The organism is Haemophilus influenzae, from assembly GCF_019703545.1.
Lineage (GTDB): Bacteria > Pseudomonadota > Gammaproteobacteria > Enterobacterales > Pasteurellaceae > Haemophilus > Haemophilus influenzae_E.
Map to the genome: position 1 here is coordinate 1,393,923 of NZ_AP018771.1, position 23,491 is coordinate 1,417,413.

The window sequence follows — 23,491 nt, forward strand, 5'->3', positions numbered from 1 at the left end:
GATGTTAGATCAACAACTCCTTATTGGAACTGTATTTTTAGCTGGGCTTGCTTCTTTTCTTTCGCCTTGTATTTTCCCGATTATTCCAATTTATTTTGGTATTTTGAGTAAAGGCGGTAAAAAAGTCTTAAATACTTTTTTATTTATTTTAGGGCTTTCCCTTACATTTGTCAGTTTAGGCTTTAGTTTTGGTTTTTTAGGGAATATTTTATTTAGTAACACCACCCGCATTATCGCTGGCGTTATCGTGATTATTTTGGGTATTCATCAACTTGGCATTTTCAAAATTGGTTTGTTGGAACGCACGAAATTGGTGGAAATAAAAACATCAGGAAAATCAACCGCACTTGAGGCATTTGTCCTTGGTTTAACCTTTAGTCTTGGTTGGACACCTTGTATTGGCCCGATTCTGGCTTCCGTGTTAGCTTTATCAGGCGATGAAGGCTCTGCACTTTACGGTGCATCAATGATGTTTGTTTATGTCTTAGGGCTTGCGACCCCGTTTGTACTGTTTTCGTTCTTATCTGACAGCTTGCTCAAACGTGCCAAAGGGTTAAATAAACACTTAGACAAATTTAAAATCGGTGGCGGAATTTTAATTATCGTGATGGGTATTTTATTAATTACGAATAATTTTTCGTAAAACATAACCTCAACAAAAGAAATTTATAAAAGGAAAAAAGCAATGAAAAAACTACTATCAATATTTCTAATGGCATTCAGCCTAAACGCTTTTGCACAAACTAATTTGGCAGATGTGCAACTCAAAGATTTAAATAATCAGCCAGTTACTTTAAGCCAATATAAAGGCAAACCTGTATATGTAAAAATGTGGGCATCTTGGTGTCCGATTTGCTTGGCTGGATTAGCTGAAATTGATGATTTAAGTGCGGAAAAAGATCGTAATTTTGAAGTGATTACCATCGTTTCGCCCGATCACAAAGGCGAAAAAGACACCGCTGATTTTATTGAGTGGTACAAGGGATTGGAATATAAAAATATCACGGTGCTTTTAGATGAAAAAGGAGAAATCATTGATAAAGCAAGAGTGCGTGGCTATCCGTTTAATCTCTTTTTAGATAGTGATTTAAACCTGAAAAAAACCGTACCAGGACATTTAGGTGCAGAGCAAATTCGAGTGTTTGCTGAAAAATAACGATGATAAGCGGCTTATTTTTAAGCCGCTTTTTATATTCCATTTTTACAGAGCAAAGAAATAAAGTATCTAAGATTGGCGTTTGTGCATTGAGCATTTGGTAGATTGATAAAAAAACTATATTATAAGCGGTATGATTTTATTGCTTGTATAATAGTTTTTTATTTTTACGTTATCGTTACTTTTTCCAAATAACGTGAAATTCGCGATCTTCTTCTCGGTGAGAAATTAAGAATTTAGCAAAGACATCATCCATTTCATCTTGTTCATTGACTAAACCCACCCACACTTCAGCGTATTCTTCAGGATCAATCAGTACACCAATTTCTTCTTCCCAATTATCGGCGGTTTCAACAAATTCCACACCACCGCGTTCTTCAAATTGTAAGTTGAATAAAAGAATATCGGCAGGATCTAAATTTTCTCCAGCCATTTCTAAGAAAATATCGTAAGCAATATCAATGGCTGTATCGGGATCAAGTTTTTTAATTTCTGTTGTCATAGTATTTTGTCGTAAAGGTTATGGTTAATAAAAGTGCGGTTAAATTTTTTTCTCTTTTTAAGGGTTTTATTCCATATTGGTTGGAAGTTTAATTTCTCGAATATTCATCGAAAAACCGTCAATCATCAATAAGCGTCCACACAAATTCTTACCGATTTTTAACCGCACTTTAATTGCTTCTAAGGCTTGAATGCAGCCCACAATACCGACGATTGGTGCAAGCACGCCAGCTTCCACACAGCTTAATACATTTTGTCCAAATAATTTGCTGAGATCACGATAAGTAGGCGTATTTGGTTCATAAGTGAAAACGGAAATCTGACCTTCCATCCGAATTGCGGCGCCAGAAATAAGAGGAATTTTTGCATGATTACATTGGCAATCCAATTGATTACGGATTTCCACATTGTCTGTACAATCTAAAACAATATCAAAGTGCGGAATGATTTCTGCGAGTTTTTCTTCGTCTAACTTTGCATTAATCGTCTCTATGTTTATATGTGGATTGATTTGTTCCAGTGCAATTTTAGCTGACTCCACTTTGGGCATATTCAAGCGAGCATCGCAATGCAAGACTTGGCGTTGAAGATTAGAAAGCGAAACTGTATCGAAATCCAACAGTGTTAAATTTCCAACGCCTGCCGCTGCGAGATATTGGCTGGCTGCACAGCCTAAGCCACCAAGCCCAACGATCAGCATTTTGCTTGCTTTAAGTTTTTCTTGCCCGTCAAAATCTACGCTTTTAAGAATAATTTGACGGTTATAACGCAATTCTTCTTCGTGACTAAGTTCGATCATTTTTTATCCTAATAAATGATTGAAAGGCTCAATTGTCACTGTTTCGCCCGCAGAGACATTGCCACGTTCTTGTTCTAACACGATAAAACAATTGCTTTTTACAAAAGCACTAAAGAGATGAGAACCTTGGAAACCTACTGATTGCACTTCAATTTGACCTTGTTCATTGATGTAATAAAAACCCCGTTGGAAGTCTAAACGTCCCACTGATTTTTTCAAATTCATTGTAGCAATGGCTGAAAAGTGCGGTGGATTTTTCCATTGTTTTTGTCCTTGCAGTTTAGCGATTAATGGCTGTACAAGTTGATAAAATGTTACTAATGCGGAAACAGGATTGCCGGGTAAACCACAGAACCAAGCATTTTCTAATTTACCAAAAGCGAATGGTTTGCCCGGTTTGATTGAAATTTTCCAGAAATTTACTTTGCCTACTTTTTCCAATACTGCTTTAGTGAAATCCGCTTCACCAACGGAAACACCGCCACTGGTAATCACTAAATCGGCTTGGCTTTGTGCGGCAATAAATGCTTTTTCAAATTCCACTTCGTTATCAGGTAATAGTCCTAAATCAATGACTTCACAGTTTAGTTTTTCTAGCAGTAATTTTACGGTGAAACGGTTAGTATCATAGATTTGCCCACTTTGTAATGGTTTGCCGACTTCCACAAGTTCATCGCCAGTTGAGAGTACGCCGACTTTTAATTGACGATAGCATTTTACTTCTGCAATGCCTAGAGAGGCTAATAACGGCAAGGAAACAGAGGTGAGAGGTGCGCCTTGTTCTAATACCACATCGCCTTTTTTTACATCTTCGCCAATACGGCGGATGTTTTGATTTGGTTTAGGCAATTCACTAAAAGTGACGGTGCCGTCTTCATTGAGTGTCACGTGCTCTTGCATTATCACTGCATCTGCGCCTTCAGGAATCATCGCACCAGTCATAATTCTGACCGCACTTTTTGATGGCCATTCCTCTTTGAATGGATTACCTGCAAAAGATTTCCCTGCCACTGAAAGGGTTAAAGATTGTTGTAAATCCGATAAACGTACAGCATAACCATCCATTGCTGAGTTATCGAAAGAGGGAACATTGATAGGCGAAATAATATCTTCTGCACAAATTCGATTGGCGACTTCTTGTAAATTTAGGCATTCAGTTTGAGTCGGGGAGGGAAGCTGTTCAAGCATTTTCGAGCGAGCTTGATCCAATGTAAGCATAGAAAATCCTTATTTGATAAAATTTGTCAGCTATTCTATATCTAAAGCCTAATTCATTCAAATTTGCAATTTTTCTCATTTTACCATCCTATTATCCTTTGCTAGAATAGCCGATTATTTTTTTAGGAAAGACTATTATGAGCAAAATTTCACTGGATGCACTGAATGTAAGAAATGCCTTGATTGAAAAAGGTATTGAGACACCCATGATTGATCCAACACAGGCTAAAAATGAACGTCGAGAAAGCATTGCAAAACACATGCATGAAGTAATGAAGCTGATTGGATTAGATTTGCGAGATGATAGTTTAGAAGAAACGCCAAATCGTTTAGCTAAAATGTTTATTGATGAGATTTTTAGTGGAATGGATTATGCGAATTTTCCAAAGATGACAAAAATCAAAAATCAAATGAAAGTCAGCGAAATGGTGCAAGTGAATGACATCACGCTAACAAGCACTTGTGAACATCATTTTGTGACGATTGATGGTAAAGTTTGTGTGGCATACTATCCAAAAGATTGGGTGATTGGTCTTTCTAAAATTAATCGAATTGTTTCATTTTTTGCGCAACGTCCACAGGTTCAAGAACGCTTAACTGAGCAACTTTTGACAGCATTTCAAACCATTCTTGAAACCGATGATGTGGCGGTATATGTGAAAGCGACCCATTTTTGCGTGAAAGCACGTGGTATTAGAGATACAAATAGTTATACTGTCACATCTGCTTATGGTGGCGTATTCTTAGAAGATAGAGATACTCGTAAAGAATTTTTAGCCACAGTTCAAAAATAGGAAATGATAAATTGTAATCCGCACGTAAAATGTGCGGATTTTTATTTCGGGAAATCAAATATGCTATGTGCCATTTATAAAAGTAAAAAGAAGTTAGGAAGTTACCTTTATGTTGCTAATAGAGAGGATTTTTCTTTAGTTCCCAGCGTTTTACTCGAACATTTTGGTAAACCAGAATTAGTGATGATGTTTAATCTGCTTGGGCGTAAAGCACTATACAATGTAGATTGTAATGAAGTATTGGAAACAATTAAACGCCAAGGATTTTACTTACAAATAGCAAAACAAGATGATGGTTTATTTAATAGCTTGAGTGAGATCAAATAATTTGTCTATTTATAAGATAAAAAAAGTGAAAATTTGCGTTATCTCAAATTATTAAATAAAAAATTCCTTTAAAATCCACCGCACTTTTTAAAGGAGAAAAAAATGAGTAGCTTTTTTGTCGCAGGGACAGATACGAATGTGGGGAAAACAACAGCAGCGCGCGCAATGATTCAAGCCTTGCAAGGGCAGGGAGTGCAAGTTGTCGGCTATAAACCTATTGCTTGTTGTGGAGAAGAGAGTATTTATCCCGTCGCGCAATCAGAAAATACATCTGATTATGATCATTTCGTAAATGCTGATGTATTAACGCTGATGCATTCAACAAAAGAAAATGTGTCTTATCAGGATATTAATAGCTATACTTTTAGTCATTGCGCACCCATGCTCACGCAAGATAAAATGCGAATTAAATTAGATAAAATTAATTATGATTTAACGCGTTTGAATCAAACTTATCAATCTGTTGTGGTGGAAGGATCTTTTGGTTTAATGACACCAATGGCAGAAGGAAAAAGTTTTGCAGATTGGATTACTCAACGAAAAATGCCAGTAGTACTTGTAGTTGGAATTAAAGATGGTTGTGTAAATCACGCTTTATTAACGGTAAAGGTTATCCAACAGTTGGGTGTGCCGTTATTAGGTTGGATAGCAAATCGAATTAATCCATTATTAAGCCATTATGCAGAAATTGTTGATTTACTTGTTGAACATATTGATGCGCCGCTTTTAGGTAAAATTCCTTATTTACATAAACCCGAAGAACAAGAATTAGGGCATTATTTAACGAATATAGATCGATTAATGTATATGCAAACAGAGTTCATAAAATAATAAAGTGCGGTTGAATTTTTTTAGTTTTGTATAAGGGCGAAATATCGCCCTTATTTTGTGTTTGAAAAGAAATATATTATTGTGATAATTAAGGTCTTACACCTAACATATGACAGATAGCATAAGTTAATTCACTACGATTTAATGTATAAAAGTGGAAGTCATTCACGCCTTCGCGAGATAAAATTTTTACCATATCCATTGCAACACTTGCTGCTACAAGATTACGTGTAGTTGGATCATCATCCAAACCATCATAGGCTTTAACTAACCACGCTGGAATTTTCACATTAGTGAATGATGCCATTTTTTGGAGTTGTTTAAAATTAGTAACAGGTAAAATACCGGGTACGATTTCAGTATCAATACCAATTGATGCACAACGATCACGAAAACGTAGGTAGTTTTCAATATCAAAGAAAAATTGCGTAATGACGTGGTTTGCACCTGCATCAATTTTACGTTTTAAATTAATTAAGTCTGCTTGTGCGGATTTTGCTTCAGGATGAACTTCAGGATAAGCGGCTACAGAAATATCAAAATCAGCGACAGAACGGAGTAATTCCACAAGATCTGACGCATAAAATGGTTTTTTCGCGTAACCTTTAGGTTCATCACCGCGTAACGCAACAATACGGCGAATACCACTATCCCAATAATCTCTCGCAATTTGTTTTAATTCTTCAGGTGTGGCATCAATTCCAGTTAAATGTGGTGCGGCTTCTAAGCCAGTTTCTTGTTTAATGGCTTTCACAATGCCGTGAGTGCGGTCACGTTCTCCCGAATTTGCGCCGTAAGTGACTGACACAAATTTAGGCTTTAATACTTTTAAACGATGAATTGAATCCCATAGAAGGGTTTCCATTTTTTCGTTTTTAGGTGGAAAAAATTCAAAGGAGACATTAATTTTTTTATTAAAATCTGCAATATGTTGATTTAATCTATCAATTTCTTTCGCGTAGCTCATAAGGCTTCCTTTAGGATTCTAAAATAGTATTTGTACAATAAAATAGGTTTTAATATGAGTCAATTTCAATTTATTCATTAAAAGTATGATTATTATTAATAATTCAATAAATGGATAATTATTGTTCAATAATAACTAATTTTTAGATCAACACATACTCAAAACTACCGCACTTTTGTTAGCAATGATTTATCCCATTTTACAACGAAAAAGAAAGTGCGGTAATTTTTTGTGTATTTTTATAGAAAGATAAATGCGTGTTAAATAAATACAATAGATTTGTTTTTTAGCGCAAAAAATTAGCATTTTATGAAAAAACGAGTATAATACGCCGACCCTGTAAATGTGCGAATTCCCATCGTACATTATTTTATCGAGATCGCACTCGAAGGGGTGATGATTAAGATTAATGGTTGTGTTCATAAGAACACTGGGTATCAAACTAATTTTTGGTAATTAATTAATGAAAACTTTTGTAGCAAAACCAGAAACGGTTAAACGCGACTGGTACGTAGTAGATGCGACAGGTAAAACTTTAGGTCGTTTAGCGACTGAATTAGCACGTCGTCTTCGTGGTAAACACAAGGCTGAGTACACTCCACACGTAGATACTGGTGATTACATCATCGTTATCAACGCAGACAAAGTGGCAGTAACTGGTCGTAAAGAAACAGATAAACTTTACTACTGGCACACTGGCTATGTAGGTGGTATTAAACAAGCGACTTTCAAAGAAATGATCGCTCGCCGTCCTGAAGCAGTGATTGAAATTGCGGTTAAAGGTATGTTGCCAAAAGGTCCATTAGGCCGTGCAATGTTCCGTAAATTAAAAGTGTATGCAGGTGCTGAACACCAACACGCTGCACAACAACCACAAGTATTAGATATTTAATCACGAGGTTTAGAAAATGGCAGAGAATCAAAACTACGGCACAGGCCGCCGCAAAAGCTCTTCAGCTCGTGTATTTATCAAACCGGGCAGTGGTAAAATCACTATCAATCAACGTGAATTAGATGTTTACTTTGGTCGCGAAACAGCGCGTATGGTAGTACGTCAGCCATTAGAGTTGGTTGAATTAACTGATAAATTAGATCTATACATCACAGTTAAAGGTGGTGGTATTTCTGGTCAAGCGGGTGCAATCCGTCACGGTATCACTCGTGCATTGATGGAATACGATGAAACATTACGCCCAGCACTTCGTGCAGCTGGTTTCGTTACTCGTGACGCACGTCGCGTAGAACGTAAAAAAGTGGGTTTACACAAAGCACGTCGTCGTCCACAATACTCAAAACGTTAATTTTTATTTTCGTTTCGAAAAAGAAAAGCAGAGAGAAATCTCTGCTTTTTTATTATTTGAGTTACTCTAACTTATTGATTATAAAACAATAAAAAAGATTATATTGGCAAATAGGTAATGCTTTATGGTAGAATATTGCCCCTTAAAAACCTAGAATATTTTTGGATCTTCGGAGGAATAAATGTCCAGCGCATCAAATAAACGTTCAGTAATGACCCTTTTTTCAAATAAAGATGATATTTATTGCCATCAGGTAAAAATTGTTTTGGCTGAAAAAGGTGTGCTTTATGAAAACGCAGAGGTTGATTTGCAAGCACTACCAGAAGATTTAATGGAATTAAATCCATACGGCACTGTGCCTACGTTGGTTGATCGTGATCTCGTATTATTTAATTCACGCATCATAATGGAATATCTTGATGAACGTTTTCCACATCCTCCATTAATGCAAGTGTATCCTGTTTCTCGTGCTAAAGATCGACTTTTAATGTTACGTATTGAACAAGATTGGTATCCAACCCTTGCAAAAGCAGAAAATGGTACAGAAAAAGAAAAAATTTCAGCATTAAAACAGTTAAAAGAAGAATTATTAGGGATTGCACCAATTTTTCAACAGATGCCTTATTTTATGAATGAAGAATTTGGTTTGGTTGATTGCTATGTTGCACCATTATTATGGAAATTAAAACATTTAGGTGTGGAATTTACGGGCACAGGAAGTAAAGCGATTAAAGCTTATATGGAACGTGTGTTTACACGCGATTCTTTTTTACAATCTGTAGGGGAAGCTGCACCAAAAAATTTAATGGATGATAAATAATGGAACATAAATCTTCTCCTAAACGCCCTTATTTATTACGTGCCTATTATGATTGGCTAGTAGATAATAATTTTACGCCTTATCTAGTTGTTGATGCGACTTACTTGGGCGTAAATGTTCCTGTCGAATATGTAAAAGATGGACAGATTGTATTAAACTTGTCTGCTAATGCTACGGGTAATTTACAACTTACAAATGATTTCATCCAGTTTAACGCACGCTTTAAAGGTGTTTCTCGTGAACTGTATATTCCAATGGGCGCAGCCCTTGCGATTTATGCTCGTGAGAATGGCGATGGCGTGATGTTTGAACCAGAGGAAATTTATGATGAACTTAACATCGAGCCAGATACTGAACAACCAACAGGTTTTTATGAAGCAGTAGATAAGCCTAAAAAACGAGAAGAAAAAAAGAAAACAAAATCAGTTTCCCATTTAAGAATTGTGGATTAATGATCTAAAAAATAAAAAGAGGCTATAGCCTCTTTTTTAATAATTAAAGCATTCGTTTAATTTCTGAAATATCTGTGTAGCCACGGTTTTTTAGTTCTGAATAAGCAACAGTTCTTGCTTTACCGTCTTTATTTATGGCAATGTGAGCCAATTCTCTATCTGATTTTCTAGACATTTCTTCTTTTAATTCTCTAATTTCATTTGCACTTTCTTGAATAGAATTTGCTGCGCTTTTGGCTACGCTACCAACAACATCCCAAAATCCCATATTTATTTCTCCATTGTTGAAATTGTTAATAATGTTATGTTTTAAGATTTTAACCCCAAAACAGGTTTATTATATATTGCACCTAAAATAGGTGCAATGGGAAATTTAAGATTATCAGTTCATTCGGCTGAACATACTTGGTTGAGAAAGTTATTTATTCAACGACGTAATGATTTAGGATTATCACAGCGTGCATTAGGTAAAAAAATGGGCGTGCTTGCGTCATTTATTGGAAAAGTAGAAACAGGTGACCGAAGACTAGATATTCTTGAATTTATTCAATATTGTAAAGGATTAGAGCTTGATCCCGTTCAGATATTAGATGATATTGAAAAACGATTTTATTCTACTTTAGAAACTAGAAAACACATCTAATCTTGACGGCACTTTAAAATTTAAGGAATGGGCGGAATTATTCCGCCCTTTTTAATTTGGAGTTTTCTGAATAAAAGAAAGAATTTTTTCTTCAATGCCTTTTGTATCTAATCCTAAATCTGCCAATGCTTCTTGCTGTGTTGCTTGGGGAATAAAATAATCGGGTAAACCAAGTTGTAAAAGTGCGGTTGATTTTCCTGATGAATTTAGTACTTCTGCCACCGCAGATCCCGCTCCACCTTGAATTGCATTTTCTTCTAATGTGACCAAATAATCGTGAGTTTGAGCAAGCATATTAATCATTTCAATATCAATCGGTTTCACAAAACGCATATCGACAACTGTTGCATTGAGTTTTTCTGCTGCCACTAACGCAGATGGTAACAGGGTACCAAAGTTTAAAATCGCAATTTTTTGACCCTCTCGAATTAAACGTGATTTACCAATAGGTAGCATTTCCAAAGGCGTTAGTTCAACACCAACGGCATTTCCGCGAGGATAACGCACTGCCGCAGGTTTTCCACATTGATAACCTGTATAGAGCATTTGACGGCATTCATTTTCATCACTTGGCGTCATAATGATCATATTTGGAATGCAACGCATAAAGCTGAGATCAAATGCACCTTGATGTGTCGCTCCATCTGCACCAACTATTCCCGCTCGATCAATCGCAAATAGCACAGGGAGATTTTGAATGGCAACATCGTGAATTAATTGATCGTAAGCACGTTGTAAAAATGTCGAGTAAATTGCGACAACAGGTTTGTATCCGCTAATTGCAAGTCCTGTAGCAAAAGTGACAGCGTGCTGTTCTGCAATTGCTACGTCAAAATATTGTTTTGGGAAGCGTTGGGAAAATTCTACCATGCCTGAACCCTCACGCATTGCAGGTGTGATACCTATAATTTTGGCATCTTTTTCTGCCATTTCGCATAGCCAATCGCCAAAAATTTTCGAATAAGTTGGTTTACTATTGTTTTTGGGCAATTCGCCACTGATTGGGTCAAATTTGGGTACACCGTGGAAACCAATCGGATCTTTTTCTGCGGGTGCGTATCCTTTACCTTTTTTCGTTTTTATATGCAAAAATTGTGGGCCTTTCAGATTACGCATATTCGTAAGCGTTGCCACTAATTCCTCAATGTTATGCCCGTCCACTGGGCCAATATAATTAAAACCGAGTTCTTCAAATAATGTACTTTCGGGCGAAAACATTACACCTTTCATATGTTCTTCGGTTTTTTTCATAAAGTTTTTGATTGGAGGAACTTTATCAAGGATTTTTTTACTGCCATCACGAAGTGTAGAGTAGAGAGAGCCAGAGAAAATACGCGCAAGATGATTATTTAATGCGCCAACGTTTTCTGAAATAGACATTTCGTTATCATTTAAAATAACTAACATATCTGTATGCAATGCTCCCGCGTGGTTTAATGCCTCAAATGCCATTCCCGCCGTAATTGCACCATCACCGATGACACATACCGTTTTTCTACCTGCATTTTCTCGTTCTGCAGCGACAGCAATACCTAATCCAGCACTAATAGAAGTAGAGGAGTGGCCAACGCTTAATACATCAAATTCACTTTCTTCACGCCAAGGGAAAGGATGAATACCGCCTTTTTGACGAATTGTGGACATTTGCTCTCGGCGACCCGTTAAAATTTTGTGTGGATAAGCTTGATGTCCCACATCCCAAATTAACTGATCAAATGGCGTCTTATACACATAATGCAGTGCAACTGTAAGTTCCACCGTACCTAAACCTGACGCTAAATGTCCGCTAGTTTGACTAACTGATTCTAAAAGATAAGCACGTAATTCTTGGCAGAGTTGTGGTAGCTGGTCTTTATTTAAAAGACGTAAATCTTCTGGAGAATTAATTAAAGATAAAAGAGGATAATTGTTCATATTGTTAGTCATTTTAAAAACGTTATAAATTTTGACCGCACTTTTGTGAGTGTTTAACTTTTTCTGGTAATAATAAATTCAGCTAATGCACGGAGTGCGGTCGTATCAAAAGGAATTTTTTCTAATTCAGACAAAGCACTTTGATATAGATCTTGCGCTTTTTGTTTTGCGCCACTTAATCCAAGTAATTTTGGATATGTACTTTTATCTAAATCAAGATCGGCGCCCACCTGTTTGCCAATTTCTGCACTATCGCCTTCAATATCTAAAATATCATCTTGAACTTGAAAGGCTAAGCCAATGGCTTCCGCATATTGTGTTAAGGATTGTTCTAACCTTTTGTCGGTAAAATGCGGAGAACAAATAAAACCTAATTTCAATGCGGCAATTAGTAATGCACCCGTTTTGTTACGATGGATTAATTCTAATTCCTTTAAACTAATTTGTTTATGTTCAGAAATAAGATCTAAACTTTGCCCTAAGCACATTCCTTGTACGCCAGCACCTTGTGCTAAAATTTGAATTAAAGCCAGTTTTTGTTCAGCAGAAATATTCGGAGTTTTGGTCAATATTTCAAATGCGAAACTTTGCAGTGCATCGCCCGCAAGAATAGCTGTAGCTTCATCAAATTGGATATGACAAGTAGGATGTCCACGACGTAGATTGTCATCGTCCATCGCAGGTAAATCATCGTGAATTAAGGAATAGGCGTGAATGGCTTCAATGGCAGCAGCAGCGTAATCTAAGGTTTGTTTCTCTGCGCCAAGCATTTGACCAGTTGCGTAAACCAAAAAAGGTCTAACTCGTTTACCACCAAGTAATAATGCGTATTTCATCGCATCAAGCAAAGGTGCATTATGACTTTCAATGCCCTCAAATTGAGCTTCTAAAAAGTGATTAATACGATTTTGAACCTGTTGTAATTCTTCAGAAAAGTGACCCATTAAGCATTCCCTTCATAATCATTCCCTTTATAATCATTCAGTGGAGCATCTTCTGTTTTTTGCAATAAGATCTGAATGCGTTGTTCTGCTTGTTGTAAACGTTCTTGTCCTAACTTAGCGAGTTGCACACCTTGTTCAAATTCTTTTAATGCTTCTTCTAACGGTAGATCGCCATTTTCTAAATGTGTAACAATATTTTCTAACTGCGCTAACGTTGTTTCAAAATCTTGTGAAGATGCAGGTTTACGCGCCATTTAATCGTCCTTTTTCACGGTAAAAATTGTTTGCCATTGTACTGTATTTTACTTGAGTTGTTAAAAAATTATTTCAAGCTAGGACCAGTGGACTTTTCACTATCTTTGCGTAAAATACTCGCCACTTTAAATACCCAAGAAATACTTAAGCTATTTATATGAAATTTATCGTTAAACTTTTTCCTGAAATTATGATTAAAAGCGAGAGTGTTCGTAAACGTTTCGCAAAAATTTTAACCTCTAATATCCGCAATATTTTACAGAAATATGATGAAGAAACTGCAGTTGTACGTCACTGGGATTACATTGAAGTGCGGTCAAAAAATGAAGAAAATCGTGAAGAATTAATCGCCTTGTTACAACGTATTCCTGGTATTCATCATTTTTTAGAAGTTGAAGAAAAATCCTTTACCGATTTACATCATATTTTTGAATTGACGCTTGCTGATGTCGCGCAACAACTTCAAGGCAAAACCTTTTGCGTTCGAGTAAAACGTAAGGGAAAACATAAATTTAGTTCGATTGAAGCAGAACGTTATATCGGCGGTGGATTAAATCAACATATTGAAAGCGCAAAAGTGCGGTTAAAAAATCCAGATGTGACTGTTCGTATTGATATTGAAGATGACAAAATGATGTTAGTTAAAGCACGTCATGCAGGGATTGGCGGTTATCCGATTGGGACGCAAGAGGATGTGCTTTCTTTAATTTCGGGGGGATTTGATTCAGGCGTATCGAGTTATATGTTGATTCGCCGTGGTTCTCGAGTTCATTATTGTTTCTTTAATCTTGGCGGCGCAGCCCATGAAATTGGCGTAAAACAAATGGCTTATCATATTTGGCAACGCTATAGCGCTTCACATAAAGTACGCTTTATTGCAATTAACTTTGAAGGCGTTGTGGGGGAGATTTTAGAGAAAGTTGATAACGGTCAAATGGGTGTTGTATTAAAACGGATGATGGTGCGAGCAGCAAGTAAAGTCGCTCAACGTTTTAATATTGAAGCGATTGTGACAGGGGAGGCATTAGGGCAAGTTTCTAGCCAAACTTTAACCAATTTACGCTTGATTGATGAAGCTGCTGATGCCTTAGTATTACGCCCGTTAATTACGCACGATAAAGAACAAATTATCGCGATGGCGAAAGAAATTGGCACTGACGATATTGCAAAATCTATGCCTGAATTTTGTGGTGTGATTTCAAAAAATCCTACGATTAAAGCTGTTCGCGAGAAAATTGTTACAGAAGAAGGGTATTTTAATTTCGAGATTCTAGAAAGTGCGGTGCAAAATGCGAAATATTTAGATATTCGCCAGATAGCAGAAGAAACAGAAAAAGAAGTCGTGGAAGTTGAGGCAATTTCTGTATTGGGAGAAAACGAGGTAATTCTAGATATTCGTAGCCCAGAAGAAACGGATGAAAATCCATTTAAATCGGATGCACATGAAGTCATTCAAATGCCGTTCTACAAACTTTCCTCTCAATTTGGTAGCCTTGATCAAAGTAAAAATTACGTGTTGTATTGTGAACGTGGTGTGATGAGCAAATTACAAGCCTTGTATTTGAAAGAAAATGGTTTTTCAAATGTGCGTGTATTTGCAAAAAACATTCATTAATTAGGATATAAAATATGCGTAATCAAACTAAACAGCATCTTGAACAGCTTCAAATTACCATGCAGCAGCTTAATTTATGGCAAACGATGCCCCCTGCTGCAGAGGCTTTTTTAAGTGAGGAGCCTTTTTCAATTGATACGATGTCTGCCGAAGAATGGCTACAGTGGATATTTATTCCACGCATGCAGGCATTATTAGAAAGTGGTTCAGCCTTGCCAAATAAAATTGCCATTTCGCCTTATATTGAAGAAGCAATGAAAGAATTTGATGAATTGCAAAAATTATTAGCCCCTTTGGTTTCTTTAGAAGAACTTCTGAACAAGAAAGAATGTTAGAAATTTTATATCAAGATGAGTTTCTTGTTGCAGTGAATAAGCCTGCTGGTATGTTGGTTCATCGCAGTTGGTTAGATCCTCATGAAACTCAATTTGTGATGCAAACTTTGCGAGATCAGATTGGTCAGCACGTATTTCCTATTCATCGTTTAGATCGACCGACATCTGGCGTGTTGTTATTTGCATTGAGCAGCGAAATTGCGAATTTAATGTGTGAACAATTTGAACAAAAGTGCGTTCAGAAATCTTATTTAGCTGTAGTGCGAGGGTATCTACAGGGAAAAGAGCGGATAGATTATCCACTAAAAATCCAATTGGATAAAATCGCAGATAAATTTTCTCAAGAAGATAAAGAGCCTCAAGAAGCGATTACTGATTATGAAGGATTAAAAATAGTCGAAATGCCTTATCCTGCTGGGCGTTATCAAACAGCACGTTATTCTTTAGTTAAATTAATCCCTCATACAGGCAGAAAACACCAATTACGTCGCCATATGAAACATATTTTTCACCCAATTTTAGGGGATACGCAATATGGTGACTTACATCAAAATCGTGCATTAATGTCACATTTAGGTTGTTCTCGATTATTTTTACATTCTAATAGTTTGTCTTTTATTCATCCAATAACGAAAGAGCAAATAACAATTACAGCAGGTTTAGATGAACAATGGCATCAATTAATGAATCAATTTGGATGGGAAAATGTTTGATATTAACTTAACACACGAACAGCAACAAAAAGCAGTTGAACAAATTCAAGAACTTATGGCAAAAGGGATTAGTAGTGGAGAAGCGATTCAAATAGTGGCGAAAGCACTACGAGAAATTCATAAAAATGATAAAAAAACTCCAGAAAATTAAATTTTTTGTGATCTACTTATCATTTTTGAATATTGCTCGTTGCATAACCGTTCAAAATATTTAAACATAGCGAACCTAATTAGTAGGTAATAAGGCGAGAGTCTTGTTGATTTATTGTTTTAATAGGCGAAGCCTAGAGAGGTCTTTTATGGAAATTGGTATTGTAAAATGGTTCAATAATGCAAAAGGATTTGGTTTCATTTCCGCAGAAGGTGTAGATGCCGATATTTTTGCACATTATTCAGTGATTGAAATGGACGGCTATCGTTCATTAAAAGCGGGTCAAAAAGTACAATTTGAAGTTCTCCACAGCGATAAAGGATCTCACGCCACAAAAATAATCCCAATTGCGGATACTCAAGAATAATAAATACCCTAAATTTTTTTCTATTAATCCTAACTTAAAAGACAAGAATTAAAAGTTAGAAAGTCAGTAAAGGACTAAGCTTTGTGATTAAAAAAAGCTTAGTCCTTTTAGTTCGTATTAAATAAGAAATCCGCCTTTAAATTTATAAGTCCATCACTTATTCATCAACAATATCAGTAAATTCTGCACCTAATACTTTTGCTAAATCTTGTGGCGCAATTTCTACGCTTAGCCCACGTTTTCCGCCTGAAACATAAATCGTTTCAAACTCAAGTGCGGTTGAATTTATTACGGTTTTCACGCGTTTTTTTTGACCTAGCGGGCTAATTCCTCCTACAAGATAACCTGTACTTTTTTGTGCTGCATCTTTATCCGCCATTTCCACTTTTTTCACACCGATAGATTTTGCTGCTTTCTTTAAATTCAGCATATTGGCCGTTGCAAGCACAAAACAAGCGAGTTTTTTCTGATCGCCATTTTCCGCCACAAGTAAGGTTTTAAAAGAGCGGTTAGGATCAATACCTAATTTTTCTGCCGCTTCATCACCAAAATGTTGATTATTCGGATCATGATCATAAGTGTGCAAGATAAAAGGAATTTTTTGTTTTTTAAGTAAATCAATTGCGGGTGTCATTATTTCGTTCCTGGTTTTGGTGTAAAATAATGCTGATTATTTTACAGCGGAGAGAAAAATGGACGCAACCTTAAATATTGCGATAGCAGCAGAATTTGAATTAAGTGAAAAAATTGTAGAGCGTTTAGAACAAAGTGCGCTTGAAATTAGCAGCGTTTCTATTGTTGAAATAACACCTTTTGAAGAAGAACAAAATATTCGTTTTCGCAATAAAGGCGTTGAACAACTTTCGCCAAATGAAGTAGAGTGGGCTGATTTTAATTATGTCTTTTTTGCAGGAAAACTTGAGCAAGTTGCCCATATTGCGCAAGCAGCAGAGCAGGGCTGTATTGTCATTGATATGTTAGGCGTTTGTAGTGCGCTTTCGGATGTGCCAGTTGTTGTTCCAACGGTAAATGAATCACAATTACTTGAATTGAGACAACGTAACATTGTTAGCTTGCCTGATCCTCAAGTAAGCCAACTTGCTTTAACGCTTGCCCCGATTTTACAAGAAACGAATCTCAATCAAGTATTTGTCACCTCTTTATTGCCGACTTCTTATACGGATGCGGAAACCGTGACGAAACTTGCGGGACAAACAGCCCGTTTATTAAATGGTATTCCATTGGATGAAGAAGAAACGCGCTTAGCCTTTGATGTCTATCCGTATCAAACACCTAATTTATCGAATCAATTACAACGAATTTTTCCGCAATTAGAGCGTGCTACATTTCATGCAATCCAAGTACCTGTATTTTATGGATTGGCACAAAAAGTCACCGCACTTTCAGATTATGATTTCGACTATCAGCCTCAAAATAGCGAGCTTGTCGCTTTAGAAGAAACCTTAATTACACCTGTGCTTAATGGAGAACAAGAAAATGGCGAAGAATCAGTAAAACTTCATTTAAGTCAAATAAGTGCGGTAGAAAATGGCGTAGAATTTTGGTCTGTGGCAGATGAACAACGCTTTAATCTCGCCTTACTTTCAGTGAAATTGTTGGAAGGAATTTATCAGCAAGGTTATTAATGAAATTAAGGAGAAGAGTATGCAAAATATTCTATTTATTATCCATTCATCCCCTTATGGTGGATGGAAGCTGACAAAGTATTAAATTTTTAATTTTCTCGATAAAAGAAACCCGCTGCAAGTGCGGGTTCTTTTTTGCTTGATGATGACAAAGCCTTGTAAAATTGTCGAAAAAGATAAAATTACTCGCCAATCACACTTTGATAAGTAGATAACTCACGATCAGCGTATTTAACGACATCGGCGATAACTAATTTCTGAACAGCTGAACCGATGATTTCCATTTGTTCATAATTTGGCTCACTATTTTTAATAGGTAAACTAATATTTAATTCATCGGCATCTTTGGCATAAAAGTTTTTAGCATAACTAAACTGACCTGCATTAGAAACTTTATGAATTGCTGATGTTAAAAAACAAACAGCCTCTTTGGTTAATTTATCACAGTGAACTACCGCAATATGATCATCTGCACCATATTGATAATTTCGATATTTTGCGGATCCGAACATATCGATAGTGATTGTATTCGCTTTAAAAAGCTCTACATCATTTCCAATAAACGCAGAAATACCAGTATCATTTTCCCCTGCTGTAACAAAAGGTAAATCGCCAGAAATTCTATCCGCACTTTTTAATCGTTTACCACGAGTTGCTTTGCCAAATAATTTTTCGATATTAAATGTTCCCCATTTAACGTTATCCAAATCATCTATCGCTCGTTGTTCTTCTTCGGTCAATGTATAGTTTGATAGCCCTGTTACTTTTAAATAGCCTTGCAGTTCCTGCAATCGTTCCGCTTGCAGTTCCTGCAATCGTTCCGCTTGCAGTTCAGTGATGAAATCTTCCATATAGGAAAATGCAGGTTTATTATTTAAAAGCGGGAGTGTAAATGGTTCATTTTTTATCCGCTCCCAACCTGCTTTATTAGACCAATCATATCTAAAACGGATACTTTTTTGTAATGCAGAAACTAAATATAAATATGCATTTTTAGAAGGAGTTTTATTTTTAAAACGAATTGCATAAGAATCCTGTAATACAGTAAATTCTTTTGGTTGGTAATACATAACACCTGTATTTGCACCATTTGCCGAAACACTAATCACATTCTTTAAAATAGTTGCACCTTTTCTAGGAACAAAAAATGCGAGTCCTTGATTATCTACTCCGGCGGTTAAAGCAGGTAAACAATATTCTTCATCATATTTACCTTTTAAATCATTAGCCGAATATGGCAAAGCATTTATTTTTATCTTTTCAAAGTACTGCTGAATAGATGTTTCTTTATATTCTCCCCCACTTGCCAAAAATTCTTCTTCCAATTTCTGCAAGCGAGGGTTTATTACTTTCCCTGTTCACTTTCCTTTTTTAATAATTGTGAAACTTCCCACGCTAAATAATCGGCAACGGTTTTCTTAAAATCAGCAAGAGTGGGTTTAGTATCAATTTTTTTGTGTTGAGTGAAGTTCCAATCGCAACCAGCATTATCGCCTGATACTGAGATTTTATCTTCAATATATTCATTTTCAGTAAAGTGATTTAATTCTCCTTTACCAAATTTCACTAAATTAACTAATTCCTGATAACGTTCTGTGGCATGATCAACATTACGTAAATTTGTACTGGCTTTCGCTTTTTTACGGCTTGAGCGTTTGTAACCATCATTTGTAAAATCAATAAATTTTACTAGTTGTTTTTCTTCATGTTTTTCGCCAACTTTAAACACATAAATTGCTGTTTGCACACTAGACTTACCAATAAATATATCAGCTGGCATTTTTATACTTGCAATCAAAGAATGTTTTTGCAGAATACGTTGATTAATTTCTTTTGCTTTACCTGTTCCAGCGGAATCTTGAATAATAACCGCTGCATAACCTTTGTTCATCATATTCAAGGCTTTTTCAACAAAGATCATACCATTACCTTCTTTAGAATAAGGAGGGTTTAGAATAAAGGCATCTGCTGGAAATGCTTTATCTTCAAATCCTTTTCCTTCAAAGTCAGATAATGAGTTTTTATTTAATACATTTGAGCTACCATCTCCCATTAAGATCATATTTAAAATGGCTAACATATATACGCTAGATAAGATCTCAACACCTAATAATTGATGGGCTTTGATATGGGCTTCTTTTTGGCGTAATTCATCTGGAGATGTAATGCTGTTTTTAGCATCAATTAGCATCTCATTCATTGCTGCAACAAGTAAACCTGCCGACCCCGTTGCAAAATCCCACACATAAGAATCTTTATTTACACGAGCTAATTTAGCTAAAAGCGTTGCAACATAAGACGGTGTCAAAACAACATCATTTAATTTATCTTGACTAAATCCAAGCCAAGAATACATTTCATTAAATAATTTTCCTGTAAAATCGGTAGTTAAGCCAATTTTGTAATAAATACCCAAATCATCAACAATTTTTATAAATACTCGTTTTAACTGACTTTCTCCATCAACAACTTTGTTGATATTCTCTGTCAAAACAGTATTTGATAATGTTCGAATAATTAAGTTTTTCTTTTCCTGAGGTAAATTTTTAGCTGATAAAAAAGCATTTATTTTTCTGATTAGAATATCACCATCTCTTTCCCCTTCTTCTGTTTTAGATTTTAAATCTTCTTTTTCAAGCGGAGAAACCTTACCTTGAACACCTAAAGTTGCCATAATAGATGCTGCAACTAAATAAACCCTATCATTCTCTCCTAATCCAGATTCATTCTGATAAATATCATTATTTAGTTTTGTCAAACTAGCATCTATTTCATTTTCACGTTTAGCTTTTATTCTTTCTAATTCATTTTGAGATAAAGAAAGATTATTTACTTGTGTAATAAAATCTTCAAAATGCTCTGGAGCTAAAAATGATAAATCTGAAAACTCCCCTATTTTTTGCCCAATACCTAAATTTGCTTTAGATACATAATATACGCCAATTTCATAGCACAGCTTATCTGTATGAGATTCTTTATAACCCGTCATACCAATCGCAATAATATCGGTATAGCTTGTATGATGTAATAATGCATTGGCATAATGCACGGCGCCATTTACTGCATATCCATTGATATTTTTAAATATAGGTTCATTCTTAGCCGAACGATTTTCAACATTGCCATCCGTATCTAGTTTGGCTAATTTATCTTTATAACCTTTATATTCAATAAGGATAGGGTAATCTTTTTGAGTAATGTTTGAACGCAATAATAATTTTGCATCGGGGCGATTTCCGCCAACACCTCCATTTTTGCTGAAGTAAGCATCTAAAGCTTTATCAATTTCCGTATTTAATTGTTCTTGCTCTAATTTATAGTTGAGTTTATACGAGGCTAACCAGCCGTTTGCTAAATTAGCAATGTTCGGTTCAACCGATTGAATTTTTGACGGAGACTTAGCCATTTAAGCCTCCGCATTTATTTAATATAGAAGTGAAAGCGGTGAGATTTTTTGAAAAATTTGCAATTTTTTGCTTGCAATTAACGTTAAGTTTGTGCAGTGCAGTGCAGTGGCATTTTTTCGTCCTTAATTTATGAATGTCAATAAAATTTTGAAATTATAAAGCAAAAACGGCTAAATTTCCTTAATCTTGTGATTCAAACTAGAAAATTTAACCGCTTGTTTTTCTTTACTTAATTTAGCCTTTGGTTGCTTGTTTCATTTCTCTCACAAAACCGCTAAGTTCTTCGAGCAATTTCGCTTGATTATCTAAATTCCGCTCAATAATTTTTACCGTTGCCGAACCTGAAATTGCACCAGCCGCTCCCAAAGCTAAGGCTTCTTTAACTTGTGCAGGCTGTGCAATACCGAAGCCTTGTAAAATTGGTGGGGCATTATGCGCCTTAAGTTGTTCTACAAGGGTATCTAAATTTGCTGCGTGAGCTTGATTTTCAGCACTGGTTACGCCTGCGCGTGAGACTAAATAGGTATAGCCTTCGCTATTTTTCGCTACGCCTTGAATAGTTTTCTCGTCTGCATTGGGTGGGCAAATAAAGACGGGTTGAATACCGTATTTTTTGGCCGCTTGTACATAATCTTCTTTTGCCAGTAACGGAATATCTGCTACAAGCACAGCATCAACACCAACTTCTGCACAGCGTTGATAAAAAGCATCTAAACCTTTAGCAAAAATTAAATTGGCACAAAGTAATAAGCTAATCGGAATCTCGGGATATTTTGACCGCACTTTTTCCAATAGTTTAAAGCTATCTTCACTGCTATGACCTGCAGTTAAAGCACGATTATTCGCGGCTTGAATAACTGGGCCATCGAGTAGCGGATCGGAAAAAGGAAAACCGAGTTCTAAAGCATCTGCACCGTTATCCACAAGTGTGCAAATGATCTCAAAAGAGCGGTCGAAAGTAGGATCGCAAAGGGTAACGAACGGCACGAAAGCCCCTTCATTTTTTGCGTTAAGTGTCGCAAATTGCGTTTCAAAACGGCTCATTAGTTCGTTCCTCCATTTAAAATTTTATCAACGGTAAAAATATCTTTATCGCCTCGTCCTGAAAGATTAACCACTAAAAGTTGTTCTTTTTCAGGATTTTGTTTAATCAATTTCAAGGCATAAGCCAAGGCGTGTGAGCTTTCTAATGCAGGAATAATACCTTCGTGTTTTGCCAATTCTTGGAATGCGTTAAGGGCTTCTTCATCGGTAATCGATACATAATCAGCACGACCAATCTCATTTAAATAAGCATGTTGCGGCCCGACAGAGGGAAAATCTAACCCTGCAGAAATGGAATAGGATTCCTCAATTTGTCCATCTTTATCTTGCATAATTGGCGATTTCATTCCGAAGTAGATGCCTGTTGTGCCGTGCTTGAGCGGTGCACCGTGTTCGCCCGTTTCAATACCTTTACCCGCAGGCTCAACACCAATTAAACGCACATTTGATTCATCAATAAAATCAGCAAACATACCAATTGCATTCGAGCCACCGCCAACAGCAGCAATGACTGCATCAGGTAAACGACCTTCCCGTTCGAGAATTTGACGTTTGGTTTCTTCGCCAATCATTTTTTGAAATTCTCTCACAATCGTCGGGAAGGGGTGAGGGCCTGCCGCCGTTCCAAGTAAATAATGGGTGGTTTCATAGTTTGCTGACCAATCACGCATCGCTTCACAACAGGCATCTTTTAAAGAACAAGAGCCTTTTTCTACAGGAATTACTTCAGCCCCCATTAAACGCATACGGAACACGTTTGGTGATTGACGCTCAACATCTTTTGCACCCATATAAACACGACACGGCATATCTAACATAGCACAAGCTAGGGCGGTCGCAACACCGTGCTGACCCGCACCTGTTTCGGCAATAATACGCGTTTTGCCCATACGTTTAGCCAATAAAATTTGCCCTAACACCTGGTTGGTTTTGTGTGCACCACCGTGTAATAAATCTTCACGTTTAAGATAAAGTTTAGTTTTTGTACCTTTGGTTAAGTTACGACAAAGAGTAAGTGCGGTCGGTCTGCCCGCATAATTTTTGAGTAAATCAGCAAATTCTGCTTGGAATGTAGGATCATTTTGAGCTTCCACAAAGGCTTGTTCTAATTGCTTTAAAACAGGCACTAAAATTTCGGGTACATACATTCCGCCAAATTCGCCAAAATAAGGGTTAAGAAGTGTGTCTGACATATTTTTTCCTATGATTTTATTTTTTCTTTTGAAACACTCATTCCTGCAAAAGATTGAGCGGTTGGCATTACTTCAATGCGATTAATGTTCACGTATTC

29 protein-coding genes are annotated in these 23,491 nt (G+C 36.3%); 16 read left to right on the forward strand and 13 right to left on the reverse strand.

The genetic code is table 11. The annotated features are described in order from the left end of the window. Position 1 precedes the first annotated feature (1 nt). Both K6J66_RS06935 and K6J66_RS06940 read left to right on the forward strand, forming a co-directional pair. Positions 2 to 643 (forward strand): cytochrome c biogenesis protein CcdA, encoded by a 642-nt coding sequence (locus K6J66_RS06935; RefSeq protein ID WP_005656594.1) that lies wholly within the window; start codon positions 2 to 4, stop codon positions 641 to 643. Between the two features lie 42 nt (positions 644 to 685). Continuing rightward, entirely contained in the window at positions 686 to 1,156 is a 471-nt protein-coding gene (locus tag K6J66_RS06940) for a redoxin domain-containing protein (protein ID WP_005652758.1), read from the forward strand. A 178-nt stretch (positions 1,157 to 1,334) separates the two neighbouring features. Here the strand turns inward: K6J66_RS06940 and K6J66_RS06945 are convergent, their stop codons facing one another. The 3 genes from K6J66_RS06945 to moeA form a co-directional block, all read right to left on the reverse strand. Next, on the reverse strand, positions 1,335 to 1,658 hold the full coding sequence (locus tag K6J66_RS06945; RefSeq protein ID WP_005641855.1) for an HI1450 family dsDNA-mimic protein: 324 nt from the start codon (positions 1,656 to 1,658) through the stop codon (positions 1,335 to 1,337). Between the two features lie 66 nt (positions 1,659 to 1,724). Next, positions 1,725 to 2,456, reverse strand: coding sequence for a molybdopterin-synthase adenylyltransferase MoeB (moeB, locus tag K6J66_RS06950; protein WP_061720876.1), 732 nt, complete (start codon positions 2,454 to 2,456; stop codon positions 1,725 to 1,727). A gap of 3 nt (positions 2,457 to 2,459) precedes the next feature. Next, positions 2,460 to 3,674, reverse strand: a complete 1,215-nt coding sequence (moeA, locus tag K6J66_RS06955) for a molybdopterin molybdotransferase MoeA (RefSeq protein ID WP_110442480.1) — start codon at positions 3,672 to 3,674, stop codon at positions 2,460 to 2,462. 137 nt (positions 3,675 to 3,811) lie between these two features. Between moeA and folE the strand changes: the two genes are divergently transcribed. The 3 genes from folE (at position 3,812) to bioD (ending at position 5,626) form a co-directional block, all read left to right on the forward strand. Continuing rightward, positions 3,812 to 4,468: a GTP cyclohydrolase I FolE gene (gene folE, locus K6J66_RS06960; RefSeq protein ID WP_005666869.1), complete on the forward strand. Its 657-nt coding sequence runs from the start codon at positions 3,812 to 3,814 to the stop codon at positions 4,466 to 4,468. 60 nt (positions 4,469 to 4,528) lie between these two features. Then, a complete protein-coding gene (locus K6J66_RS06965) occupies positions 4,529 to 4,795 on the forward strand; it encodes a YcgL domain-containing protein (protein ID WP_005666870.1) in 267 nt (88 codons plus the stop codon). A 102-nt stretch (positions 4,796 to 4,897) separates the two neighbouring features. Then, positions 4,898 to 5,626 carry a dethiobiotin synthase gene (bioD, locus tag K6J66_RS06970; RefSeq protein WP_005692505.1) on the forward strand — a complete coding sequence of 243 codons (729 nt, stop codon included), beginning with the start codon at positions 4,898 to 4,900 and terminating at the stop codon, positions 5,624 to 5,626. A gap of 88 nt (positions 5,627 to 5,714) precedes the next feature. Here bioD and metF read toward each other — a convergent pair whose 3' ends face one another. Further along, positions 5,715 to 6,593, reverse strand: a complete 879-nt coding sequence (gene metF / locus K6J66_RS06975) for a methylenetetrahydrofolate reductase (protein WP_105873256.1) — start codon at positions 6,591 to 6,593, stop codon at positions 5,715 to 5,717. Between the two features lie 463 nt (positions 6,594 to 7,056). Between metF and rplM the strand changes: the two genes are divergently transcribed. From rplM to K6J66_RS06995, 4 genes are all read left to right on the forward strand, one after another. After that, positions 7,057 to 7,485, forward strand: coding sequence for a 50S ribosomal protein L13 (gene rplM / locus K6J66_RS06980; protein WP_005628896.1), 429 nt, complete (start codon positions 7,057 to 7,059; stop codon positions 7,483 to 7,485). 16 nt (positions 7,486 to 7,501) lie between these two features. Further along, entirely contained in the window at positions 7,502 to 7,894 is a 393-nt protein-coding gene (gene rpsI / locus K6J66_RS06985) for a 30S ribosomal protein S9 (RefSeq protein ID WP_005631594.1), read from the forward strand. A gap of 181 nt (positions 7,895 to 8,075) precedes the next feature. After that, positions 8,076 to 8,714, forward strand: a complete 639-nt coding sequence (gene sspA, locus K6J66_RS06990; RefSeq protein ID WP_005688426.1) for a stringent starvation protein SspA — start codon at positions 8,076 to 8,078, stop codon at positions 8,712 to 8,714. Continuing rightward, complete coding sequence (locus tag K6J66_RS06995; RefSeq protein ID WP_005688427.1) at positions 8,714 to 9,166, forward strand: ClpXP protease specificity-enhancing factor; 453 nt, start codon at positions 8,714 to 8,716, stop codon at positions 9,164 to 9,166. The genes sspA and K6J66_RS06995 overlap by 1 nt, the downstream gene beginning before the upstream one ends. A gap of 43 nt (positions 9,167 to 9,209) precedes the next feature. Here K6J66_RS06995 and K6J66_RS07000 read toward each other — a convergent pair whose 3' ends face one another. Further along, positions 9,210 to 9,434, reverse strand: a complete 225-nt coding sequence (locus tag K6J66_RS07000) for a hypothetical protein (RefSeq protein WP_105880627.1) — start codon at positions 9,432 to 9,434, stop codon at positions 9,210 to 9,212. A gap of 96 nt (positions 9,435 to 9,530) precedes the next feature. Here K6J66_RS07000 and K6J66_RS07005 point away from each other — a divergent pair, with 96 nt between their 5' ends. Further along, the gene (locus K6J66_RS07005) at positions 9,531 to 9,809 is read left to right on the forward strand and encodes a helix-turn-helix domain-containing protein (RefSeq protein ID WP_105880628.1); all 279 of its coding nucleotides are present in this window, start codon (positions 9,531 to 9,533) and stop codon (positions 9,807 to 9,809) included. Between the two features lie 51 nt (positions 9,810 to 9,860). Here the strand turns inward: K6J66_RS07005 and dxs are convergent, their stop codons facing one another. The 3 genes from dxs to xseB are packed head-to-tail and all read right to left on the reverse strand — an operon-like array spanning position 9,861 to position 12,921. Further along, the gene (gene dxs / locus K6J66_RS07010; RefSeq protein ID WP_110442479.1) at positions 9,861 to 11,735 is read right to left on the reverse strand and encodes a 1-deoxy-D-xylulose-5-phosphate synthase; all 1,875 of its coding nucleotides are present in this window, start codon (positions 11,733 to 11,735) and stop codon (positions 9,861 to 9,863) included. Positions 11,736 to 11,776: 41 nt separating this feature from the next. Further along, positions 11,777 to 12,667: a (2E,6E)-farnesyl diphosphate synthase gene (gene ispA / locus K6J66_RS07015; RefSeq protein ID WP_110442478.1), complete on the reverse strand. Its 891-nt coding sequence runs from the start codon at positions 12,665 to 12,667 to the stop codon at positions 11,777 to 11,779. After that, a complete protein-coding gene (gene xseB, locus K6J66_RS07020; protein WP_005656614.1) occupies positions 12,667 to 12,921 on the reverse strand; it encodes an exodeoxyribonuclease VII small subunit in 255 nt (84 codons plus the stop codon). Before xseB ends, ispA begins: the two co-directional genes overlap by 1 nt. A 158-nt stretch (positions 12,922 to 13,079) precedes the next feature. Here xseB and thiI point away from each other — a divergent pair, with 158 nt between their 5' ends. The 5 genes from thiI (at position 13,080) to cspD (ending at position 16,103) form a co-directional block, all read left to right on the forward strand. Next, complete coding sequence (thiI, locus tag K6J66_RS07025) at positions 13,080 to 14,537, forward strand: tRNA uracil 4-sulfurtransferase ThiI (RefSeq protein ID WP_110442477.1); 1,458 nt, start codon at positions 13,080 to 13,082, stop codon at positions 14,535 to 14,537. A gap of 14 nt (positions 14,538 to 14,551) precedes the next feature. After that, positions 14,552 to 14,872 carry a YqcC family protein gene (locus tag K6J66_RS07030; protein WP_050848202.1) on the forward strand — a complete coding sequence of 107 codons (321 nt, stop codon included), beginning with the start codon at positions 14,552 to 14,554 and terminating at the stop codon, positions 14,870 to 14,872. Beyond that, a complete protein-coding gene (gene truC / locus K6J66_RS07035) occupies positions 14,866 to 15,585 on the forward strand; it encodes a tRNA pseudouridine(65) synthase TruC (protein WP_110442476.1) in 720 nt (239 codons plus the stop codon). The genes K6J66_RS07030 and truC overlap by 7 nt, the downstream gene beginning before the upstream one ends. Then, complete coding sequence (locus tag K6J66_RS07040; RefSeq protein WP_005628875.1) at positions 15,578 to 15,736, forward strand: YoaH family protein; 159 nt, start codon at positions 15,578 to 15,580, stop codon at positions 15,734 to 15,736. Before truC ends, K6J66_RS07040 begins: the two co-directional genes overlap by 8 nt. Positions 15,737 to 15,884: 148 nt before the next feature. Beyond that, entirely contained in the window at positions 15,885 to 16,103 is a 219-nt protein-coding gene (gene cspD, locus K6J66_RS07045; protein WP_005652728.1) for a cold shock domain-containing protein CspD, read from the forward strand. Positions 16,104 to 16,260: 157 nt separating this feature from the next. Here cspD and ybaK read toward each other — a convergent pair whose 3' ends face one another. Further along, positions 16,261 to 16,737, reverse strand: a complete 477-nt coding sequence (ybaK, locus tag K6J66_RS07050) for a Cys-tRNA(Pro) deacylase (protein WP_005631703.1) — start codon at positions 16,735 to 16,737, stop codon at positions 16,261 to 16,263. Positions 16,738 to 16,795: 58 nt separating this feature from the next. On the opposite strand from ybaK, the gene K6J66_RS07055 reads away from it, so the two are divergent. After that, positions 16,796 to 17,749 carry an oxidoreductase gene (locus K6J66_RS07055; RefSeq protein WP_038439810.1) on the forward strand — a complete coding sequence of 318 codons (954 nt, stop codon included), beginning with the start codon at positions 16,796 to 16,798 and terminating at the stop codon, positions 17,747 to 17,749. 182 nt (positions 17,750 to 17,931) lie between these two features. Here the strand turns inward: K6J66_RS07055 and K6J66_RS07060 are convergent, their stop codons facing one another. The 4 genes from K6J66_RS07060 to trpB all read right to left on the reverse strand — a co-directional run bounded on the left by K6J66_RS07060 (position 17,932) and on the right by trpB (position 23,393). Continuing rightward, positions 17,932 to 19,074 carry a restriction endonuclease subunit S gene (locus tag K6J66_RS07060; protein WP_229380840.1) on the reverse strand — a complete coding sequence of 381 codons (1,143 nt, stop codon included), beginning with the start codon at positions 19,072 to 19,074 and terminating at the stop codon, positions 17,932 to 17,934. A gap of 20 nt (positions 19,075 to 19,094) precedes the next feature. Continuing rightward, positions 19,095 to 21,155: an N-6 DNA methylase gene (locus tag K6J66_RS07065; RefSeq protein WP_110442475.1), complete on the reverse strand. Its 2,061-nt coding sequence runs from the start codon at positions 21,153 to 21,155 to the stop codon at positions 19,095 to 19,097. Between the two features lie 235 nt (positions 21,156 to 21,390). Further along, positions 21,391 to 22,200, reverse strand: a complete 810-nt coding sequence (gene trpA, locus K6J66_RS07070; protein ID WP_038439813.1) for a tryptophan synthase subunit alpha — start codon at positions 22,198 to 22,200, stop codon at positions 21,391 to 21,393. Then, entirely contained in the window at positions 22,200 to 23,393 is a 1,194-nt protein-coding gene (trpB, locus tag K6J66_RS07075; RefSeq protein WP_005692490.1) for a tryptophan synthase subunit beta, read from the reverse strand. Before trpB ends, trpA begins: the two co-directional genes overlap by 1 nt. Positions 23,394 to 23,491: the final 98 nt, after the last annotated feature.

Excerpts from the sequence above, each read along its gene's own strand:
- K6J66_RS06945 (WP_005641855.1), bottom strand. The coding sequence starts at position 1,658 with ATGACAACAGAAATTAAAAAACTTGATCCCGATACAGCCATTGATATT.
- truC (WP_110442476.1), top strand. The coding sequence starts at position 14,866 with ATGTTAGAAATTTTATATCAAGATGAGTTTCTTGTTGCAGTGAATAAG.
- sspA (WP_005688426.1), top strand. The coding sequence starts at position 8,076 with ATGTCCAGCGCATCAAATAAACGTTCAGTAATGACCCTTTTTTCAAAT.
- K6J66_RS06935 (WP_005656594.1), top strand. The coding sequence starts at position 2 with ATGTTAGATCAACAACTCCTTATTGGAACTGTATTTTTAGCTGGGCTT.
- moeB (WP_061720876.1), bottom strand. The coding sequence starts at position 2,456 with ATGATCGAACTTAGTCACGAAGAAGAATTGCGTTATAACCGTCAAATT.
- xseB (WP_005656614.1), bottom strand. The coding sequence starts at position 12,921 with ATGGCGCGTAAACCTGCATCTTCACAAGATTTTGAAACAACGTTAGCG.
- moeA (WP_110442480.1), bottom strand. The coding sequence starts at position 3,674 with ATGCTTACATTGGATCAAGCTCGCTCGAAAATGCTTGAACAGCTTCCC.
- folE (WP_005666869.1), top strand. The coding sequence starts at position 3,812 with ATGAGCAAAATTTCACTGGATGCACTGAATGTAAGAAATGCCTTGATT.
- K6J66_RS07040 (WP_005628875.1), top strand. The coding sequence starts at position 15,578 with ATGTTTGATATTAACTTAACACACGAACAGCAACAAAAAGCAGTTGAA.
- K6J66_RS07005 (WP_105880628.1), top strand. The coding sequence starts at position 9,531 with ATGGGAAATTTAAGATTATCAGTTCATTCGGCTGAACATACTTGGTTG.
- K6J66_RS07055 (WP_038439810.1), top strand. The coding sequence starts at position 16,796 with ATGGACGCAACCTTAAATATTGCGATAGCAGCAGAATTTGAATTAAGT.
- K6J66_RS06995 (WP_005688427.1), top strand. The coding sequence starts at position 8,714 with ATGGAACATAAATCTTCTCCTAAACGCCCTTATTTATTACGTGCCTAT.
- dxs (WP_110442479.1), bottom strand. The coding sequence starts at position 11,735 with ATGACTAACAATATGAACAATTATCCTCTTTTATCTTTAATTAATTCT.
- metF (WP_105873256.1), bottom strand. The coding sequence starts at position 6,593 with ATGAGCTACGCGAAAGAAATTGATAGATTAAATCAACATATTGCAGAT.
- K6J66_RS06940 (WP_005652758.1), top strand. The coding sequence starts at position 686 with ATGAAAAAACTACTATCAATATTTCTAATGGCATTCAGCCTAAACGCT.
- trpB (WP_005692490.1), bottom strand. The coding sequence starts at position 23,393 with ATGTCAGACACACTTCTTAACCCTTATTTTGGCGAATTTGGCGGAATG.
- ispA (WP_110442478.1), bottom strand. The coding sequence starts at position 12,667 with ATGGGTCACTTTTCTGAAGAATTACAACAGGTTCAAAATCGTATTAAT.
- K6J66_RS07000 (WP_105880627.1), bottom strand. The coding sequence starts at position 9,434 with ATGGGATTTTGGGATGTTGTTGGTAGCGTAGCCAAAAGCGCAGCAAAT.
- trpA (WP_038439813.1), bottom strand. The coding sequence starts at position 22,200 with ATGAGCCGTTTTGAAACGCAATTTGCGACACTTAACGCAAAAAATGAA.
- K6J66_RS07030 (WP_050848202.1), top strand. The coding sequence starts at position 14,552 with ATGCGTAATCAAACTAAACAGCATCTTGAACAGCTTCAAATTACCATG.
- K6J66_RS07065 (WP_110442475.1), bottom strand. The coding sequence starts at position 21,155 with ATGGCTAAGTCTCCGTCAAAAATTCAATCGGTTGAACCGAACATTGCT.
- K6J66_RS06965 (WP_005666870.1), top strand. The coding sequence starts at position 4,529 with ATGCTATGTGCCATTTATAAAAGTAAAAAGAAGTTAGGAAGTTACCTT.
- thiI (WP_110442477.1), top strand. The coding sequence starts at position 13,080 with ATGAAATTTATCGTTAAACTTTTTCCTGAAATTATGATTAAAAGCGAG.
- ybaK (WP_005631703.1), bottom strand. The coding sequence starts at position 16,737 with ATGACACCCGCAATTGATTTACTTAAAAAACAAAAAATTCCTTTTATC.
- rplM (WP_005628896.1), top strand. The coding sequence starts at position 7,057 with ATGAAAACTTTTGTAGCAAAACCAGAAACGGTTAAACGCGACTGGTAC.
- rpsI (WP_005631594.1), top strand. The coding sequence starts at position 7,502 with ATGGCAGAGAATCAAAACTACGGCACAGGCCGCCGCAAAAGCTCTTCA.
- cspD (WP_005652728.1), top strand. The coding sequence starts at position 15,885 with ATGGAAATTGGTATTGTAAAATGGTTCAATAATGCAAAAGGATTTGGT.
- bioD (WP_005692505.1), top strand. The coding sequence starts at position 4,898 with ATGAGTAGCTTTTTTGTCGCAGGGACAGATACGAATGTGGGGAAAACA.